The organism is Anaerocolumna sp. AGMB13020 (genome assembly GCF_033100115.1).
Classification (GTDB): Bacteria; Bacillota; Clostridia; order Lachnospirales; family Lachnospiraceae; genus Anaerocolumna.
The window spans coordinates 5,188,175-5,207,771 of sequence record NZ_CP136910.1 but is presented as its reverse complement, the minus strand read 5'-3'; the positions used below and the strand labels follow the sequence as shown (position 1 = coordinate 5,207,771).

The window sequence follows — 19,597 nt, the reverse complement described above, 5'->3', positions numbered from 1 at the left end:
CAACTACTATTTAAAAACAAAGGAAAAAGAATATCAATCTTAAATTGATACGTTCATAAACCCATGTATTCCTTCTCCACCGGAAGCCTTCAACATGATTTCTTCCGATAAAGGTAGGGTAAAACCAGAAACTATTACCGTTTATCAACCACATAAAGGTATTTCGATACAAACATATCCATAGGTTCCCTCCACCTAACTGTCCACCTAATCGGAAAGCTTCCGGACCTTCTGTGTTATTCGGCAGTTCCGGTATAAAATTAGGCGGTGGTACCATAGGCTGTGGTGGTCTCGGCCCTGGTCCTGGTCCCGGCATTGGTGGTCTCGGCCCTGGTCCTGGTCCCGGCATCGGCGGTCTCGGCCCTGGTCCTGGTCCCGGCATCGGTGGTCTTGGCCCTGGTCCTGGTCCCGGCATCGGTGGTCTCGGCCCTGGTCCTGGTCCCGGCATCGGTGGTCTTGGCCCTGGTCCTGGTCCCGGCATCGGTGGTCTCGGCCCTGGTCCTGGTCCCGGCATCGGTGGTCTCGGCCCTGGTCCTGGTCCCGGCATCGGTGGTCTCGGCCCTGGTCCTGGTCCCGGCATCGGTGGTCTCGGCCCTGGTCCTGGTCCCGGCATCGGTGGTCTTGGCCCTGGTCCTGGTCCCGGCATCGGTGGTCTCGGCCCTGGTCCTGGTCCCGGCATCGGTGGTCTTGGCCCTGGTCCTGGTCCCGGCATCGGTGGTCTTGGCCCTGGTCCTGGTCTCTGACCTGGTCCCGGTCCGAAGCCAGGTCCCTGGTTGCCGGGACCTGAAGGTGGAACTACAAATTCTTCACTGGATAAAACCTCGTCATCCGTTAAAGACTCGTCATTATAATGACCCTGTTTGTTGAAAGCATTCATATCGTCCAACGTACAGTCTCCTCACATTTCTATCTTACCATATCATATGTCATTTTAATAAATATGTGATACTACACCTTTAGGAGGATGAACCAATGTTATGACCTATATTTTATGAAAAAGCAGTTTTCCGATATTAATATTTATGCTGTTACTCTGCAAAAGTCTTTGTTAGATTCCATTTAGCTCCTGATAAAGATTTTTTGCATAGGAATCTGTCATTCCGCTGATGTAATCTGTAACCATAAGAAATCTTAAATACAGATTCTCTGCTTCATCATCCGTTTTTGCACACAAATAATCTTCCTTATAATTAGATGAAATGATATTTATGAGCTTCTTATCTGCTTTGGATAATTTATATTCTGCTTCCTCTGTTTTACTTTCTGCCTGCCAATGCAACGCAGCATAAACAAAATCATCCAATAAAGAACTAATAATTTTCTTTGCTGATAATTCCAGCTTTATGATTCCTTTATTATCATATACAAATTCACTCATTGCTCCCTTTAGAATTCGTAATGATTCCTGATGGTTGGTATCATAGAACAAATCATTCTTAAATACTCCCTCCATGATGTCGTCATAGCTTTTCGAAAATCTGTAGGAAGCCGCATACATCAACCACATCCTTACACGTTCCATCCACTTCTGAAAAGCAATTAGGTCTTTTTCTACACTTCTGCTAGCATCCATACGATTTTTTAGATCGTCAATTAACTCTTGGGAGTATTTCTTTTGAAATGGATTAGTGATTTCCATACTCTCTCTTTCAAAGTATTCAATGAACTGTTCTGTAGTAATCAATCCTTTCTTCACTGCATCTTCTAAATCAGCAGTTGAATATGCTATATCATCTGCCGCCTCCATTAAATACACAAGAGGATGGCGTACATATTCTTTCTCCTTCCTGGTTCCCGTTACAGAAGTAATCAGGTCAATTGTACTTTTTTCTGAATAAAAATATCCAAGTTTATGCTTCTTGATATCCTCATCCTCATAATTATATTCCAAAGAGGAGGTTGGATATTTGATAAGCGTATTTACTACACCATAAGTCAGATTTACTTCATAACCTTCTTGCCTGTTCATTACTTTAGACAGAATTCTTAATGCCTGGGCATTACCTTCGAAATTCTCCAGGTCCAACCGCATCTGTTTATGCAGAATTTCGGCAACAGGCCTGCCTTTGTATCTGAAATTATCATTTTTGAATTCTTTCTTAAACCATTCCCCTATAACCACTTCACCAAAGTGCCCAAAAGGCGGATTTCCAATGTCATGTAACAATCCTGCACAGGATAATATTACTGGTATTTCATCTGTAACTTCACTGTTATTCTTAAAAAACTCCTGCAAATATGGAGTCGTATTTCTGGTTATCATGATTCCCAGCTGTCTTGCAATTGTAGAGACCTCAATGGAGTGTGTCAGTCTTGTTCTGACAAAATCACTCTTATCCAGCGGAAATACCTGTGTCTTATCTTGTAATCTTCTAAATGCTGCGCTGGATATAATCGATTTATAATCCTTTTCCAAATCACTTATGGGATACTTTTCAAAAGTTTCAGGTTCTTTCTCTCTTTCAACCTGGGTCTCTAATGATAATAATTCATTCCAATTCATATTGTGCCACCAATAACTCTTCCTTTGATTACTTCTGCTTCCATTTAACTCTTTCTCTCATTTAAAGAGGTATAACCCTATAAGCATTATAAGGCAAACGATTGTTAATTTCCACTATTTCTTACAGGAATACACCCCTTGCTCTTTTTCATCTTCTGCAATATATACTTACGCTTACGCTCAGGCTCATGATGTATTAATATCCTTCTAAATATACAGCTATTTCATAATGCATACAAGTAAAGATTCTTTAATATAAGTTCCCTATCATCACCAGAAACCTTATCTGCAGCCATGCTTTCCTATATCCATGAGCCTTTATGAACTCATTCTGCTACCTCTTCTTTCATCATAAAGTTGTTGATTAAATATTCATAGGTGGTTGCAGGTACAATTTTCCTCATGGCTTCCTCATTTCTTTCCTTCAGATACTTACGAACAGAGGATGCACTAATTGGTTCGTTTTCCTTTTCAATCCGATCAAATATCACCAACTGCACTCCATAATACGGAAGCAGCTCTTGTGTATGCTGAACGAGCTGTCTTGTAATCGGACATATTGGTTCTGTCCCCATAAACCGCATGGTAATATTCAGTGTCGGTGCTATAAAGCCTGCCATTACTGTGATATCCTTACGGATATCAAATTTCACCTCTTTTTTAAGTTGCTCCCGCTGGAAGTATTCAGGAAACAAGGCTGCTGAAGCCATCACATTTCCTGTTGGCAGTACCTTTACATTCTTAAGGTCCTTACAGCCTTCCCTCACCATAGCAAACCGGTCCTTAAATGAAAAATATGATCTATCCTCCTGCAATACAAAAACATACAGATTTTCAACATACTTAAGTGACATTTCTACCAACCCACGATGTCCCAGGGTAAAGGGATTGGCATTCATGATAATACACCCTGTCTTTTTTGAATTCTGAAAACGGTATTGCTTTAATTCCTCTATACTTTTTAAAAATTCCTTATCTTGAGACAGCTTAGTATAAAATGCATTATGTATCACTTGGTTTTTTTGGACATTATCGTATATTCCATTATCGTTCAGGATACAATCTCCTAAAAATCCATCAACCAGGTATTCGCTTATTCTGCGATTGGGTTTATGGTTCCAGTGTGTCGTGTCTAAAAAGATTTCACCCATATCATGCGGTCTTTCAAATATCTGATGAGCATCAAGACATTTTATCTTTTCAAAAGCACATCGGATATTATGATTTTCTTCCAATCTGCTGTATACTATAACAATCATATCTGCAGACTTTACAGGTGTGCTGCGAATGAGCCTGGCTATGTCTATATCATCTGCCCTTGGTACTCCATGGTTCACTACTCGAATATTTTTCTCCGGAAACTTATGATTTACATATCTTTGCACATAACTGGAAATGGTATGCTTATCCTCAACGCCTACACCAAACAAAGTGCTCGGTCCAAACATGTGAATTGTCCGGTTATACCTAAAAGGTGTATCCGACGTAAAACGAATTCCATCGATAACATTGAGCATTGAATTTCTGACATCCATATTATAGACTCCCGTATGGTTTCCGATAAATTGAAAATCCATCATCTCATCAATCTTTTCTCTGTCATATTCTTTTAGTCCGTCGCAAAATACCTGGATTCCTTCATCGGATTGAAACCATTCCTCGTCCTTCTCTGTATGCATTGCCAGAAGAGCCTCCCGCTCTGTTTTCTGCTCTAAATCCATAACCATGGGACAACGCAGTATACATAAATTAGAAGGCAATATCTTTTTTAATGCTTCCGTTATCATATTATCTTCTTTGCTGTATACGTTGTAGATGCTATCATATAACAGCACCAGCAGCTGATACCAGGATAAAGCGTTATTGTCAGAACCTCCATCCGCTCCCAGTACGATGTCATAATCACTTTCTTGAAATTCCTCTTTTTCAAGCATCACAATCCGCTTCCTGTCAGAAAGCATGTTATATACCTGTTCACTTATTTCACCTGGTAAAAAAGCTATTTTTTCGAATTTATGACTGGTTAAATAAAAATTGAAAATACTGTCAAACGCAATCTCCAATTCTTTAAGATATCCGAAAGCAATACGGGTTTGATTCTCTTTTCTTTGAAAGCGTGATTCGTCCACCACAGAATAAAGGGGCGTTCCATCCTCTTGTAATACCAATAGCGAATGCAGTTCCTTTTGGGCCATAAATTTTCTTATAATCTCATACTCTGTTTCCTCTTCTGTAAAACCAGTAAAGTCAGCAGTACAAGGTTGTCCAATCAAGGATTTCACCTCTTCTTTAAAGCAGCCTCCCTCCCCCAGCCTCTGTTCCACTTTAGCATAGGATATCTCACCCATTATCTTATTATCTTCTTCCAGATATACCAATTCACATGTTTCATCTGCCATAAACAGATCCAATAATTCTTTTATGGTACTATTGCAATGAAGTCTTCTTATCTTATCTTTAATAATCATAATACCTCCCTTGTGCGGGTTATAATACCCGCACTATCTTATAATAACGGAGCAAATCAATCATTGAGTTCCTGCGCTAAAAGTTCATACAGGTTGGTTACAACTGACAGTTCTTGTTCTTTTAAGCTTTGCAGCTCCTCAATAAGTTTTTGTAAAACCACCTTATGACCTGAATCCTCATATCCATCTTTATAGTCTATTGGAAACCAGCGGACTCTGACTTTATTCATAGCTTCCACTAATTCCTGTAATTTTGCAAGCTCTCTTGTAATGCTTTTGCTTACTTTATACTTCTCTGCTGCATAACTGATTCTTTGGTATAATCCTTTCCTATGTTCATACATTAGATGGATCGCACGGTAGTCAATTACGAATTCCTCTTTTTGAAGCCTGTGCTGCAGCCTTTCGATTACAACCTCATAGGTTTGAAGACCATAAGCGGTATTTTCATGCTCATAACCAAAGGTATATAGTCTTTGGTTGTCTGCCACTGAATAAACATAGTCGTGTAAATCCCTTAAGAATTTTCTTTTATCAAAAAGATATTTCTTCTCCGGTGTTTTAGGTTTGATCAATTGTACGGCTGACCATTCACACCAAGGCGCACCAAGTTTGTAATATTTCCTCCCATTTATAAATGCCTGCTGCATCTCCTCATAGTCATATTCCAGATAAGTAAAGATTCTAGACTCCTCAAAACCGATACCTTTTAGTTGTTTCTTTTCATCATCATAGCCATAAATAAGAGAGGGATGGATGTAGTGTTCCTGTTTGTAAGAATGTTTATTTCTCAGTTCTGCCTCATCCACATTGGCAATCAGGTAATAGCCTTGTTTCAGCCGTTCTCTGGTAAAAGTAATGAAATCCTCCTCCTCACGGAACAGTGGAAATCCAAGGCAGATTACCTCTGCAATGTCTGCATAGGAATCTCTTGGTTCCATATAATTTAATTCCGTCAGGCCCACTTCCTCCTGCTGGGAGAATATCTGTATATAGTTGGAATAATACCATTCTTTATAGTTCTCATATGCCAAAATAATACAAAGAGGTAAACTTCGGTGCAGATATACCTTTATATCTTCCTGAAGCACCACAGGAAGTGTTATTTTTTCCTCTTCCATTGCCAACGAAGCAGTCATAGATGCTATGTCTTCCAAAGTGTTCTTAAAGTTAGCACATATACCTTCCATAAATTCTTTCCTGTATTTCCCTTTGTTATATCTAACTTCAAATTTCAATTTTTCTTGTTCTATTAAACCATTCAAATCCATGGAACGATAGCAAATATTTTCCTCTGCAATAGTTCTTCCCACCTGCATTTCTGACAGGTTAATTCTGGTATCCTTCCCCCCTTCTGAAAAACTTCCATGATAATTAAAGCTAATATCAATTGTTTCTTCATAAGAAGCATCTGTCAGATACTTCAAAATGTTATAAGTAACTCCTTTTTTAGGTACATTCTCAACTATACGCCTGGTGCTATAAAAAGTCTCCACCAAGTCTTTGCAAACTGGCAAAAGGATTGGATGTATGCTGGTAAACCAACCTACAGTCCGGTCAATAATCTTGTCTTCCAGTATTCCTTCTCTGCCATGACCTTCAAGCTCCACTGCCACCTTGTCCTGCTTCGTCATCTTATGAACTGCCATAACAAAGGCGGTAAGGAGTACCGTATTGATACTCACCTTGTTCTTTGGTATAAAACTCTTAATCAGCTGATTCGTAATCTCCCTGCTCCATTGAAGCGAGATGCATTCATACTCAGTTCTGCCTTGGATTTGACCTTGGATTAATCCAGATGGCAACTCTTCTAATACCTTATCCCAATAGACTCTGTCTTCATTAACTTCTTTTTTAGCATACTCCAGCAAAAGTTCTGACCACTGTTTATAGGATAGTGTCTTCTTGGGAAGCTGGATCTTAGCTTCCTTTTCTGCCAGAAGATATGCCGTTTCAAAATCTTCCAGAAGGATTCTAAAGGATACCGCATCTACTACCAGATGATGAAGGATAAATTGCAAATAAGCTTTATCTTTCTCTTCGTACAAAACTGTTTTTATAAGAGCACCTTCTGATAAATTTATCGTTGATTGAATGTACTGGCTTTTTGCAATTATAAAGTCCTTCTTTTCTTCGTTTAGCTCAGGTAAGATGTATTCATAATACTCGTACAGGTTTGGTGCATCACAGCTCCTTATGAACAAACCTTTTTCATTATATACAGCCCTTAACATATCATGGTGTATTACCAGAGCTTTTATTGCTGCTTTAAGCGCTGTTTTATTTAACTGTTGTATTTCAATTATGACAGACTGGTTATAATATTCCGGTTTTGCTAGTGCTAACTTTTTAAAATACATCATAATAGGCGTGTATGCAACCATACCACTAACTTCGTCCTGATTATATTCTGGTTGTGAGGCTTTCTCTGCCAGCTTAGCTAATTTTGCTATAGAGAGATTGTTTAAAATATCTCTTATTTTTAACTGATATCCATATTCTCTTAGTTTTGAAACTATACGGATTGCTTTAATAGAGTCTCCGCCAAGCTCAAAAAAAGTATCCTCTGTACTGATTTCTTTTTGATTTAATATATCTTCATAGGTACTGCATATTACTCTTTCCTCTTCCGTCTTGGGCTCTGTGTATCCCTTTGATTTCTCTATGGGTATTTGTGTAAGCTTTCTCTTGTCCAGCTTGCCGTTGGCCGTCACAGGTATTGCATCTATCTGAAGTATGAATCCTGGTATCATATAGCCTGGAAGAAATTCTGAAATATCTCTGCGCAGCAGTCCTATATCAATGTTCAAAGCTGCTGTAATAAAAGCATATAGTGCCAGATCACCGCTATGATCTCTTTTTGCAATTACTGCACAGTCTTTTATTCCTTCAATTTTTCTTATTACGCTTTCAATTTCACCAAGCTCAATCCGAAAACCGCGGATCTTTATCTGCTCATCTATTCTTCCCAGATAATCAATGTTCCCATCTGCCAGCCACTTTGCCAAATCACCTGTCCGATAAAGCTTACCTTCTCCAAAGGGATTCCGGATAAACTTCTCTCTGGTTAGCTCTGGCCGGTTTAAATATCCTCTAGCCAAACCATCTCCGGCAATACATAATTCTCCTGGCATTCCCACTGGGCACAGTTTATCTCCTGCCAGGATATAAACCTCAACATTATAATCCGGCTTTCCAATAGGTACCCGAATAGAAGGACGGTGTAAGCTACAGTTATAAGTGGATGTAATTACTGTATTTTCCGTAGGTCCATAAGCATTTACAATTTCCACCTTTCCAAGCCATTTCTCCAAGACATCCTCACGTAGTTCTGCCCCGCCTGCCTGTAACAACCGAAGGGTCTTAAAATCTTCCGGATGAAATTCTGCCAGAAAAGCAGGTGTAAATCCAGCAATACTAACCTTCTTCTCCTGGATATAGCCCAGGAAGTTTTCTTTTTCTTCATAGAGTCGGTCTCTTATCATACACAAGGTTCCTCCAAGAAGAATAATCTGAAATATTTCCCATACAGACTGATCAAAAGAAAAACTGGCAAACTGTAATAAGATATCTTCCTTTGTTATCTTATAAATCTTCTCAAACCCAAGAACTAAATTTATCAGGCTCTTATGTTCTATCATTACTCCTTTGGGTTTTCCCGTTGTACCCGAGGTATAAATAACATAAGCAAGATTATCTGATGAATTGATTCTTACAGGATTATATTCATCCTGCCGCCATACTTTACTTTCTTTACCCAGATTAATAACTTTCAGCCAATTATGTTCTGTTATTATCTCTTCTATGGCACTGTTTGCTACCTGTGCGTCAGTATTGGACTCTTCTAAGTAAATAAGAAGTACTTTTGGTTTACAATCCTCAATCATAAACCTCAATCTCTCTTTCGGGTATGTTGGATCCATGGGCACATAAGCTGCGCCACTTTTAATGACTCCATAGATTCCGACTACCATCTCAAGGCTTCTCCCGGCAATAATCGCAACAAAATCTTCTGGCTTTACTCCTTCCTTTCGAAGGCAATGTGCAACCTTGTTGGCTTTCCTGTTTAATTCAAGATAAGACAGTGTATCCTCACCATAAATCAAAGCCGTCTTATCCGGAGTTTCTAATACCTGTGTTTCAAAGAGTTCCACTATAGTTTTGTCTCTTGGATAGGAAGCTTTCATATTATTAAACTGATACCGAATTATGTTCTCTTCTTCTTTGGTAACAAGGTCTAATTCAGATATTTTCTTCTCAGGATTCTCACATATTTGCTTAATAATATCTTGATAATGCTTTAGTATCCCTGCAATAGTCTCTTTTTTAAACAAAGTCGTTCCATATTCAGCTGTCACTAAAAAAACATCCTTCGTTTTACTTACTTCAATCGTTAAATCAAATTTAGAAATAGGATGACCGGTTTCTACAAGGGTTAGTTTGCTTTCCTCTAAGGTTATTTCTACTGACTCGGTACTTTGCAGGGAAAACATTACGTCAAAAAGAGGATTTCTGGTATTATCACGATTACCGCCTATTTCTTTTACCAGTTCTTCAAAGGGATAATCCTGATTTTCATATGCTTTTAAACATTTTTCTTTCATTTCCATAAGAAAAGCAAGCACTGTTTTATTTCCGTTTGGAAAACCTCTCATCGCGAGGGTATTCACAAACATTCCCAGCATATCTTCTGTATCCTTATGTGTTCTTCCACTGATTGGTGAACCTATCACGATATCTTCCTGACCACTGTATTTAGCCATGGTAATCATGCAGGCAGATAGCATAAGAATATATTCCGTTATTCCTGCTTTTTGGCATAACTGCTGTATGGCAGCTGCTAATTCCACCGGATAAAAATCTTTAACCACATCTCCCTGATAGTTTCTTATCTTTCCTCTTCGGTAATCATAAGGCAGTTCCATAACAGGAATTTCATCCTCAAATTCCTTCACCCAATAATCTTTTTGCCTGGTTAACTCTCTGGCTGCCATCCATTCACTGTAATCTTTGTATTGGCGTTTCACAGGTGAAAGGAGTTCCCGGTTATACAGTTTTCTAAATTCTTTCCACCAGATATCCATACTCATCCCATCACTGACAGCATGATGCATATCAATTAACAGAAAAGTTCCTTCGGGGTTTTTGGCTAACTTCATACGCAGCACCTGCCCGTGTTCCAAGTCAAAGGGCTTTACGAATTCATTTACTACTTCCTCAAGACTATTCCCAGTTATCTCACTGGTATAATCCATTCCCCCTTCCTGAAGCACTTGCTGCAGCAGTTCACCATTTTCCAGGAACAATCTGGTTCTTAGCACTTCATGACGTTTCACCATTTCCTGTAAGGCGGCTTTTACAGATGCCTCTTTCAAATCACCTGTGACTTTATAGCATACCGGCATATTATAGGCTGTACCTTCCTCATCTGTCTGCTGTATAAGATAAATCCTTTTTTGAGCAGAAGACATGGGATAATACTCTTTGTACTCTGCAACTGGAATACTGCTGTATTCTTTCCTTCGCCTTTCCATACGCTCACTTTGAATGCATTTCGCCAGAGCCTGCGCAGTCTTTTCTTCAAATACCCTTTTGATTGACAGTCTCACTCCCGTTTCTTCTTCTATTCGGTTTATAACCTGCACTACTCTAAGACTATGTCCGCCAATTCGAAAGAAATCTGCTGCCGCACTTACCTGGTCCAGACCTAAGATTTCAGAGAAAATATGGCATATAAGCCTTTCCATCTCATTGGCAGGTTCTATATACGCCTCTTGTAACATTGGTGTCAGAACCGGCAAAGCTCCCACATCGAATTTACCGTTTTTTGTTACCGGAATTTTGTCTATCTGGTGAAAGTAAGAGGGAATCATATAATGAGGAAGTACCTTCTCTAATTCGTTCTTTACAGACTCCATATCCAGCAGGGTTTCTGAGCATAGGTATGCATACAAAGCCTTATCCTGTCTTTCATCCGTTCTGACAACCACTGCACAATCATTAATACCCTGTAATTTCCCAAGAACTGTTTTTATTTCATCCGGTTCAATTCGAAAACCTCTGATTTTAACCTGACTATCCATACGTCCCAGATATTCCAGGTTTCCATCACTTCTCCACCTCGCCAGATCTCCGGAGCGATAAAGTAACCCCGGTCCAAAGGGATTCTTTATAAATTTCTGGCTGGTAGCCTCCTCTTGATTTAAGTACCCTCTGGCAATACCATCTCCAGCAATGCATAACTCTCCTGGAACATCAATCCCGCACAGACTGGTATCCTGCAGGATATAGACCTCGGTGTTGCTGATGGGTTTACCAATCCAGAGTGTGTCAAAGGTATCTGGTATCCTATAGGTAGTGGTAAAGGTCGTTCCTTCCGTAGGACCATAGCAATTAATCAGACTTGTGGTGAGGTTTTTCTCTTTAAAAGCCCTGACATGACTTTCTGAAAGCTTTTCTCCTCCTGTAAGCAAGTACTTTATTCGGTCAAATATATGATTGTTACCGGTAAATATCTGATTAAACAAACTTGATGTCAACCAAAGGGTATTAACGTTTTGCTTTTCTATTAAAGCTGCTAGCTCTTTATAATCTACCAGCTTCTCTTGTTCCGCCAGACAAAGTGTACCACCATTCAGGAGGGCTCCCCAGATTTCAAAGGTGGAAGCATCAAAGGATATCTGACCAGTTTGCAGGATTACCGTTTCTTCTTCCAAAGGGACATAATCCACATGTTTTACCAGGCGTACTACGCTTCGATGTTCAATCATGACCCCTTTTGGTTTTCCTGTTGTTCCAGAGGTATATATAATATAGATCAAATCCTCTGGTTCATTGATAATTACAGGGTTATCGACTTCACCAGCCTTAAGGATTTCTTCCTCGAGATTAATAACTGGTACCTGGATATCATAAAAACCCGTTTGATAGTACAGGACTGCTTTTGCCTGGCAATCCTCTATCAGATAAGCGATTCTCTCCTCTGGATAGGAAGGATCAATGGGAACATAGGCAGCTCCTGCTTTTATAATCCCTAAAATGCCTGCAATCATTGGTGTACCCTTCTTTGCCAGTATTGCAACACAATCTTCTCTCTGAACCCCTTTCTCCCTTAAGGTTAAAGCAATACGATTAGCCTTGGCATTAAGCTGGTGATAGGTCAGCGTTTCGTCTTCATATACCACGGCACCTTTATGAGGATTTTTTTGCACCTGTTCTTCAAATAATGCTGCAACGGTCTTATTTCTTTCATAGGGTGTTTTGGTATTATTAAAGTTGTTTTGTATCTGTATCCGCTCTTTGGCTGTTATCATGGGGATATCTTTTATCAAACTATCCGGTTTTGCAAGGATGAACTTTACGATCTCTTTAAAATGCTCCTCTAAACGGCATATGGTCTCTTCTCTCCATAAATCAATGGAATATTCCAGAGATAAGACATATTCCGCTGCCACATTGTCTATGTTAAAGGTCAGATCAAACTTAGCCACAGGCGGAATAAAATCCGTTATTTCTTTGATTTCCATTCCTTCCAGTTTCCCTTGGAAATCTTCGTTGTTTTGAAAAGCAAACACTACATCAAAGAGTGGATTTCTCGAAATATCCCTCTCTGCTCCTATGGCATTAACCAACTCATCAAAGGGATATTCCTGATTTTCATATGCATTTAATGCAGTTTCTTTTACTTGCTGTAAAAATGCTATATAATTCATCTCTTCCTTAAATGTGGCCTTCATTACAAGGGTATTCACGAACATACCAAGCATCTTTTCTGCTGCCTGGTTTCCTCTTCCGGATACCACTGTTCCAACAGCTATCTCCTGCTGACAGCTGTATTTTGAAAGAGTTATAAAGAGAGCGGATAATAATACCATGTATTCCGTCGTCTTTGTTTTTACCGCGAATTCTTTAATCTCCCGGGTCAGGGCAGAACCCATGGGTTTTCTGATGGAATTGCCCTTAAAGCTTTGTTTTTGCGGTCGATTAAAATCAAGAGGCATATTAAGTACCGGTACCTCGCCGGCAAATTCCTGTAACCAATACTCTCTTTGCTTTGATATATCTTTCTCTTTAAACCACTCACTGTAATCTTTATAATGCAGGGTAAGAGGTTTTAGTTCCATCTGATTATAGAACTGTATCAGTTCCTCCATTACAATGGCCATGCTCATACCATCGGAGATAATATGATGCATATCCAGGCACAGATAGGAATAGGCCTCTGTCTTAAGAATCAATAATCGCATCAGAGGTACTTTGTTAAGAGAAAAAGGCTTGATAAAACTTTCATAGTCTTTACGGAGGGTATCTTCTGTTCCCGTGTTATATTGCAGTTCTGCCAGAACATTGTCTGCTATTTTCTGAACAAATTCTCCCTCCACACATAAGAATACTGTTCTTAATGCTTCATGACGGTTTATCAGCTGTTGAAATGCCCAAGTTAATCTCTCTTTCTCTAATTCACCGGATAACCGAAAGATTCGCGGCATATTATAGGCAATACCCATGTCTGCCATTTCTTCTAAAAGAAATAAACGTTTTTGAACGCCAGACATCGGATAATGCTCTTTCTTACCCGCAGGGATTATCTCGTTTTCTCTCTCTTTTTCCGCCTCCAGAAGGCAGGCTGCTATATTTCTGATTGTTCTCTCACGAAAGATTGATTTTACCGGAATCCTTATTCCCGTCTTCGCTTCAATAGCATTCACCAGCCTCATTGCCTTTAAACTATGACCACCCAGGTCAAAAAAGCTTTGGAGCACACTGAGCTGTTTTTTGCAAAGCACTTCTTCAAAGGCTTCTTCCACCAAATGTTCCATCTCATTCTCAGGCCTTTCTCTTTCGTCGGCGGCAAACTCTATCTTGGGAAGAGATTTTATATCTAGTTTTCCATTGTCGTTAACTGGTATTCTCTCAAGCTCTACAATATATGAAGGGAGCATATAGCCCGGAAGTCTGCGTCGTAATTCCTCCTTTAGCTCCTGTATTTTCAAAGCTGACTCCTGAGAGGCAACATAAGCACAGATATATTTTTCCTGTACCTCATCTTCTCTTACGGTCACTGCACAATCCTTTACGGCTGCAATCTGCCTTAAGGCTTCTTCTATTTCAGCAAGTTCGATACGGAACCCTCTTATTTTCACCTGCTTATCCATTCGCCCCAGATATTCCAGGTTGCCCTCCTGGTTCCACCTTGCCAAATCACCGGTCCGGTACAAGTACCCTTTGCCAAAGGGATTTTTCACAAACTTTTCTTTTGTAAGTTCTTCATTCCCATAATATCCTCTAGCCACCCCATTGCCTGCAACACAGAGTTCTCCCGGTATTCCTATACCGCAAAGCTTGTCCTTCTCCATAATATAGACTTTGGTATTTAAGATAGGTTTCCCGATAGGAATCTTGTCCGGAAGGCAGTCTTTCCTGTCACATCTCCAATCCGTTACCGCAACACTGCATTCGGTAGGCCCATAGGAATTAATATAGGTGGAGGTTCGAACAGCTTTTTCAACACTTCCCCTTATTGCTTCACTCCCGGCAGTAATTACGATTCTTGGTGAGAAGTCGGTTAACATATGATAAAAGGCTGGCGGTAATGCAGCTATACTTACCTTTTCTTTCTGCACCAGTGCCATAAATTTATCCTGGTCCAGACGTTCCTCCTCTGAACACAGAACAAGCTTTGCACCATTTAATAAGGCCATGGACATTTCCCATACGGAACCATCAAAGGTAAATTTGGCAAATTGCAATATACTATCCCTATCATTTACTTTCATACTCTTAGAAAAATATTCCCTCAAATTTACGATTCCCTTATGCTCCACCATAACTCCCTTGGGGTTACCTGTTGTACCGGAAGTATAGAGTATATAGAGCAAATCCCCTGCCTGATTAACATGAATAGGATTTGTCTCCTCTTCTTTGGAATCCAATAATGAATTCATCGTAAGCACCCTGTATTCATTTCTGAAATTCTCAAATAAGAGCTCTTCTCCCATTATGACTGCTTTGGGCCTGCAATTGTCGCAGATAGAGTGAATACGTTCTAGGGGATAGTCCGGATCTATAGGGACATATGCACCTCCTGCTTTGAGAATCCCCAGTATAACAGCTATGACATCTACCGTCTTTTCTGTTAAGATGGCTACCAAATCTTCTCTTCCGATACCATATGCCCGAAGCTGATTGGCTACACGGTTGGCTCTGGCATTAAGCCCCTGATATGTAAGGGCAGTGTCACTACTTACAACTGCTGTATGACCCGGTGTTTTGTCTGCCTGTTCCTCAAACAGCTCCACAACTGTCTTACCAGTATCATAGCAAAAATCGGTATCATTAAATTGGTAAAGAATTCTCTGCTTTTCATCCTCTGAAATCAATTCTAACTCTTCCAGCTTGCTCTCAGCAGCTTCCGGCATCCACTGTAATATCAATTCCAGCTTTTTTAGTATCCCCATAATATACATTTCATCGTACAGATTCTCATTATAGGATATGGCGAAACAGAAACCTGCCCCTTCCTCATAAGCGGATAAGGTAATATCATAATTCGTACTTTCTCTTTCGTCTGTAATTGTAAAGACTCCTGTTTTACTCTCTCCTTTAAATGGTTCATTTTTTCCATCGTAGTTCTCAAATACAAAGAGTACTTTTACCAAGTCGTTGGATACCAGACTAAGATCATTGATTTCTGCAAGCCCAAGATAATCATATTTACTGCTGTCAATGGACTGTTTTTGCACATTTTCAAGAAGTGTCTTAAGTTTCATTCCTTCTGTACGCTTTATTCGTTGAGGAACTGTATTAATAAAAATCCCGGCTATACTTTCTATATTGGGTATGGGAGCTTCACGCCCAGACACAACTTTCCCAAATACCACATCCTCTAAGAAGCAATATTTTTGAAGCACCAGTCCAAGAGCCGTTTCCACAAGGGTATTTCCAGTCACCTCCATGTTTCTGGCAAAGTGTAATAATTTTTCCCAGTCAAGACCTGTTTTATAGCGAAGGAGCTTAAATTGCCTCCGGTCTGTCGTTTTTGCAACCGATGGCATAAAAGCAGCTACATTTTCATAATCCTCTAATAAGTTTTTAAAGTATTCTTTCGCAGGTGCTATTTCTCTCTTTTTCACCCATTGAATATAGTCCCCAAAGTTAGCTTCCGTCATGGTAAGAGCCTGCTGTTCAGCTTTTATTTCTTCCTGGGTAGTGCCAGAAATCAAACGGTGGTAATATTCCGAAAAGGTATTAAGCAATAATGCAATACTCCAGCCATCAATAATAATATGATGGATACTAAAGATACACTCATATTTCCCATCCCCCTTATGGAGTGCCGTTACTCGAAGCAAAGGCTCTTTCTCCAAGTCAAAGCCTCTGCAATAATCCCTCTCCCTTATCTGTTCTATTTCATACGCTATGTCCTTGCTATTGGCAATATCCAATACCTGAAATTCGCACTTTCTTTCTTTTTCCACTACTTGTACGGGAATTTTTGTGTTCTTATAGAAAAAGGCAGTTCTTAATACCTCATACCGTAAAGTTAAAAGCTCCAAGGCTTGTTCGAAACGGTTTATATCCAGTGAATCCGTATTATTCACCATAAGCTGAAGAATATAAGCTCCTTCTTCTTTTGCCGTTACACTATGAAAGAGCATTCCTTCCTGAATACTGGTTAAGGGATAAGCCTCATCCCTGCTGCCTCTCTTTCTAAGGATTACTTCGGATTCCTCTGCCTTACTTTCATTCTTTACCGGACGCTGTTGCTGTAGTAAACCTGCCAGATTTTTCACTGTTTTCTGACTGAGAATGTCTCCGGTATCCAGAGTATATCCAAAGTTTCTTATAGCTCCAACTATACGAATCGCTTTTATGGAGTCTCCGCCCAATTCATAGAAATTGGAATTTACACCAACTCTTTTTACCTTTAGCTTATCCTGAAAGATGTTACATAACATTTCTTCTGTCTGATTCCCGGGCGCTGCATATTCACTGTTATCCTCTCCTTCTATCTGAGGCAGTGCTCTACGGTCAAGCTTTCCATTACGATTAACGGGCAGTTTGTTAAGGCACATGAAATAAGACGGAACCATGTAAGCGGGAAGGACTTTTTCTAGTTCTTCTCTTACCCAGGCGAAATTTATGCTGCCTGCTGCCGTCATATAGGCATAGATTGCATTTTCTCCGCTTTCATCTTCTCTAACAATCACTGCTGCATCTGTAATATCCTCCAGGCTTTTTAATGCAGTTTCAACTTCACCCAGTTCTATACGGAAACCTCGTACTTTGACCTGATCATCCATTCGTCCAAGGTATTGAAGCCTCCCGTCTGGAAGCCATTTTGCCAAGTCCCCGGTACGATATAATTTCCCCTCTCCAAAAGGATTCTCTATGAATTTCTCCTCTGTCAAATCGGGTCTGTTCAGATATCCCCTGGCCAGGCCGTTTCCTGCAATACAAAGCTCTCCTGGTATTCCAATGCCACACAGTTTGTTCCCGTTCAATACATAAATCTGAGTATTCCCGATAGGCTTTCCAATCACTCCCTCTGCAGTTATTGTATCCTTTACATAATCACAGGTAGACCAGACCGTAGTTTCCGTAGGACCATAGACATTCTCAATGGTGGCAGAGGTAATGGTTTGCAACCTCTGTATTAGTTCTGATGCGACGTTCTCACCGCCTAAGAGAATTAGCTTTACCTGCTTAAGATATTCGGTATGCTTATTCTCCTCCAGATATAATTTCATACGGCTGGGTGTTGTTTGTACTATTTCTATGTTGTTGCGAAGTACATAATTTTCAAATGCTTCTCCTTGTTCCTGCTCCTCCCGGTTTGCAATGACGGCCGTCATACCATTTAGCAAGGTACCAATAATTTCTGTCTTGCAGATATCAAAAAACAGATTACCCAGACACGCCATGTTTGAATAACCCTTTGCCAGCGCTGCCTGCAGCATACCTGCAGGCAGCGAACAGCTTAAGTTAACCATAGAGGAATTACGTATCAGAACGCCTTTAGGCCTGCCTGTTGTTCCTGATGTATAGATGCAATACAATAAATCATCCGGCTGATTAACATGGGGTAAATTATCTGCCTTGTCGCGAAAGCTTCGGTGCCGACTAAGTTCCATTACCGGTATCCCAGCTGGTATAATTCCTGGTGTGCTTTCCCACTGACAGGTTACAATCACTTTCGGGTTGCAATCTCTAAACATGTAGGCAAGCCTGTCCTTAGGTGCATTCACATCCATTGGTACATACACGCCCCCAGCCTTTATAATTCCATAAACTCCAATTAACATCTCAAGGCTTCGTTCTGCCAGAATAGCTACAAAATCACCCGGTTTTATACCCAATTTACGCAATTCATATCCCAAGGCATTGGCTTTTGCATTAAATTGACTATAGGTAAGCTTTTCCTTTTCAAATACTACGGCTGTTTTATCCGGAGTTCTGCGCACTTGTTCCTCGAATAATTCTACAACGGTTTTTTCATCAGGATACTCCATTGCTGTGTTATTAAACTGATATAAGATTGCCTCTTGTTCCAGCTTATGTGCCGTCTCTAGTTCTCCAATACATACATTGGGGGCATTTGATAAACATTCTAACAGAGTCAGATATTGAAGCAGTATCCTCTCTGCGGTTTCTTTTTTGTAGAAGGAGGTATTATAGGTAACTATTACCTTGACACTGTCCTTTTGAATAGCATAATGAAAGGAGAGCAACGCTTCCGTATCATGCTCTTTTAAGGAAACAGCTTTTTCTTTCTCTTCTAACAAAACTTCCTCTGCAGTAAGCCTGTCACTTACCATTGCTGTAATTGATAAGTAAGGCTGCAGGTCTATCCCTTCTGACCGTAATTCCTCCCGTAATTGCAGTGGAGGATAATTCTTATTCTCCCCTGCTTCTTCGATGGCTTTCTGTATTTCTTCTAGTAAAGTAATAGATGTCTTTGTTCTTTCTGGTTTTCCCCGAAGGAATAAAGCATTATCCGTTGTTATTGCATCATTGTTACAGGAATATTCCGGGCTATCAATATTTATCCCAAGGAGCATATCTTCCTGGCGGGTATAGTTCATAAGCAGTATCATAAAAGCAGTAAGATAAACAGCACTCTCTGTAATACCTTCTTGTTTGCTTAACTTTTTAATACTCCCCATTGTTGTAAGCTTGACGTTCCTATATACACTTGAATAAGAGAGATTCCCTTCCTCTTTAGAATACCTATTGAAATCTTTTGGTATATCCAACGGAGGTATATCTTCTTTTAACAGGTTTGTCCAATAACATTTTTGATTATCCTGGCTTTTCATAATACTCTTAACTCCTTAACTTTATAGTTTGATTTCTGTGTCCTCTGCTTCTTTCACAGTATAATCCACTAATTTAACGTCATGAGCCTTGGACACCCTCAATATAACACCATAAATCGCAATACAAATGGTATATTATACCATTTTATACCTTTATATGTTATCACGCAAGGTGTTTTACATATTTCGTAAATTTCGTCGTCGTCTGTTACAGTCGAAATTAGTCGCAAATCAGAAGTGGCTGTTACAATATGAACCGTATCGTGATAAGACCACTTATACTTCATTTTGCAACAGCCAATTATTCA

4 protein-coding genes are annotated in these 19,597 nt (G+C 39.9%); all 4 read right to left on the bottom strand.

Annotated features, from left to right (window positions below; all coding sequences use genetic code 11):
- Nucleotides 1-10 precede the first annotated feature (10 nt).
- The 4 genes from R2R35_RS21860 to R2R35_RS21845 all read right to left on the bottom strand — a co-directional run bounded on the left by R2R35_RS21860 (nt 11) and on the right by R2R35_RS21845 (nt 19,289).
- Nucleotides 11-886, bottom strand: a complete 876-nt coding sequence (locus tag R2R35_RS21860) for a hypothetical protein (protein ID WP_317731976.1) — start codon at nt 884-886, stop codon at nt 11-13.
- A gap of 162 nt (nt 887-1,048) precedes the next feature.
- Nucleotides 1,049-2,503 carry a deoxyguanosinetriphosphate triphosphohydrolase gene (locus tag R2R35_RS21855; RefSeq protein WP_317731975.1) on the bottom strand — a complete coding sequence of 485 codons (1,455 nt, stop codon included), beginning with the start codon at nt 2,501-2,503 and terminating at the stop codon, nt 1,049-1,051.
- A 326-nt stretch (nt 2,504-2,829) separates the two neighbouring features.
- A complete protein-coding gene (locus R2R35_RS21850; RefSeq protein ID WP_317731974.1) occupies nt 2,830-4,971 on the bottom strand; it encodes a hypothetical protein in 2,142 nt (713 codons plus the stop codon).
- A 56-nt stretch (nt 4,972-5,027) separates the two neighbouring features.
- Nucleotides 5,028-19,289 carry a non-ribosomal peptide synthetase gene (locus R2R35_RS21845; protein WP_317731973.1) on the bottom strand — a complete coding sequence of 4,754 codons (14,262 nt, stop codon included), beginning with the start codon at nt 19,287-19,289 and terminating at the stop codon, nt 5,028-5,030.
- Nucleotides 19,290-19,597: the final 308 nt, after the last annotated feature.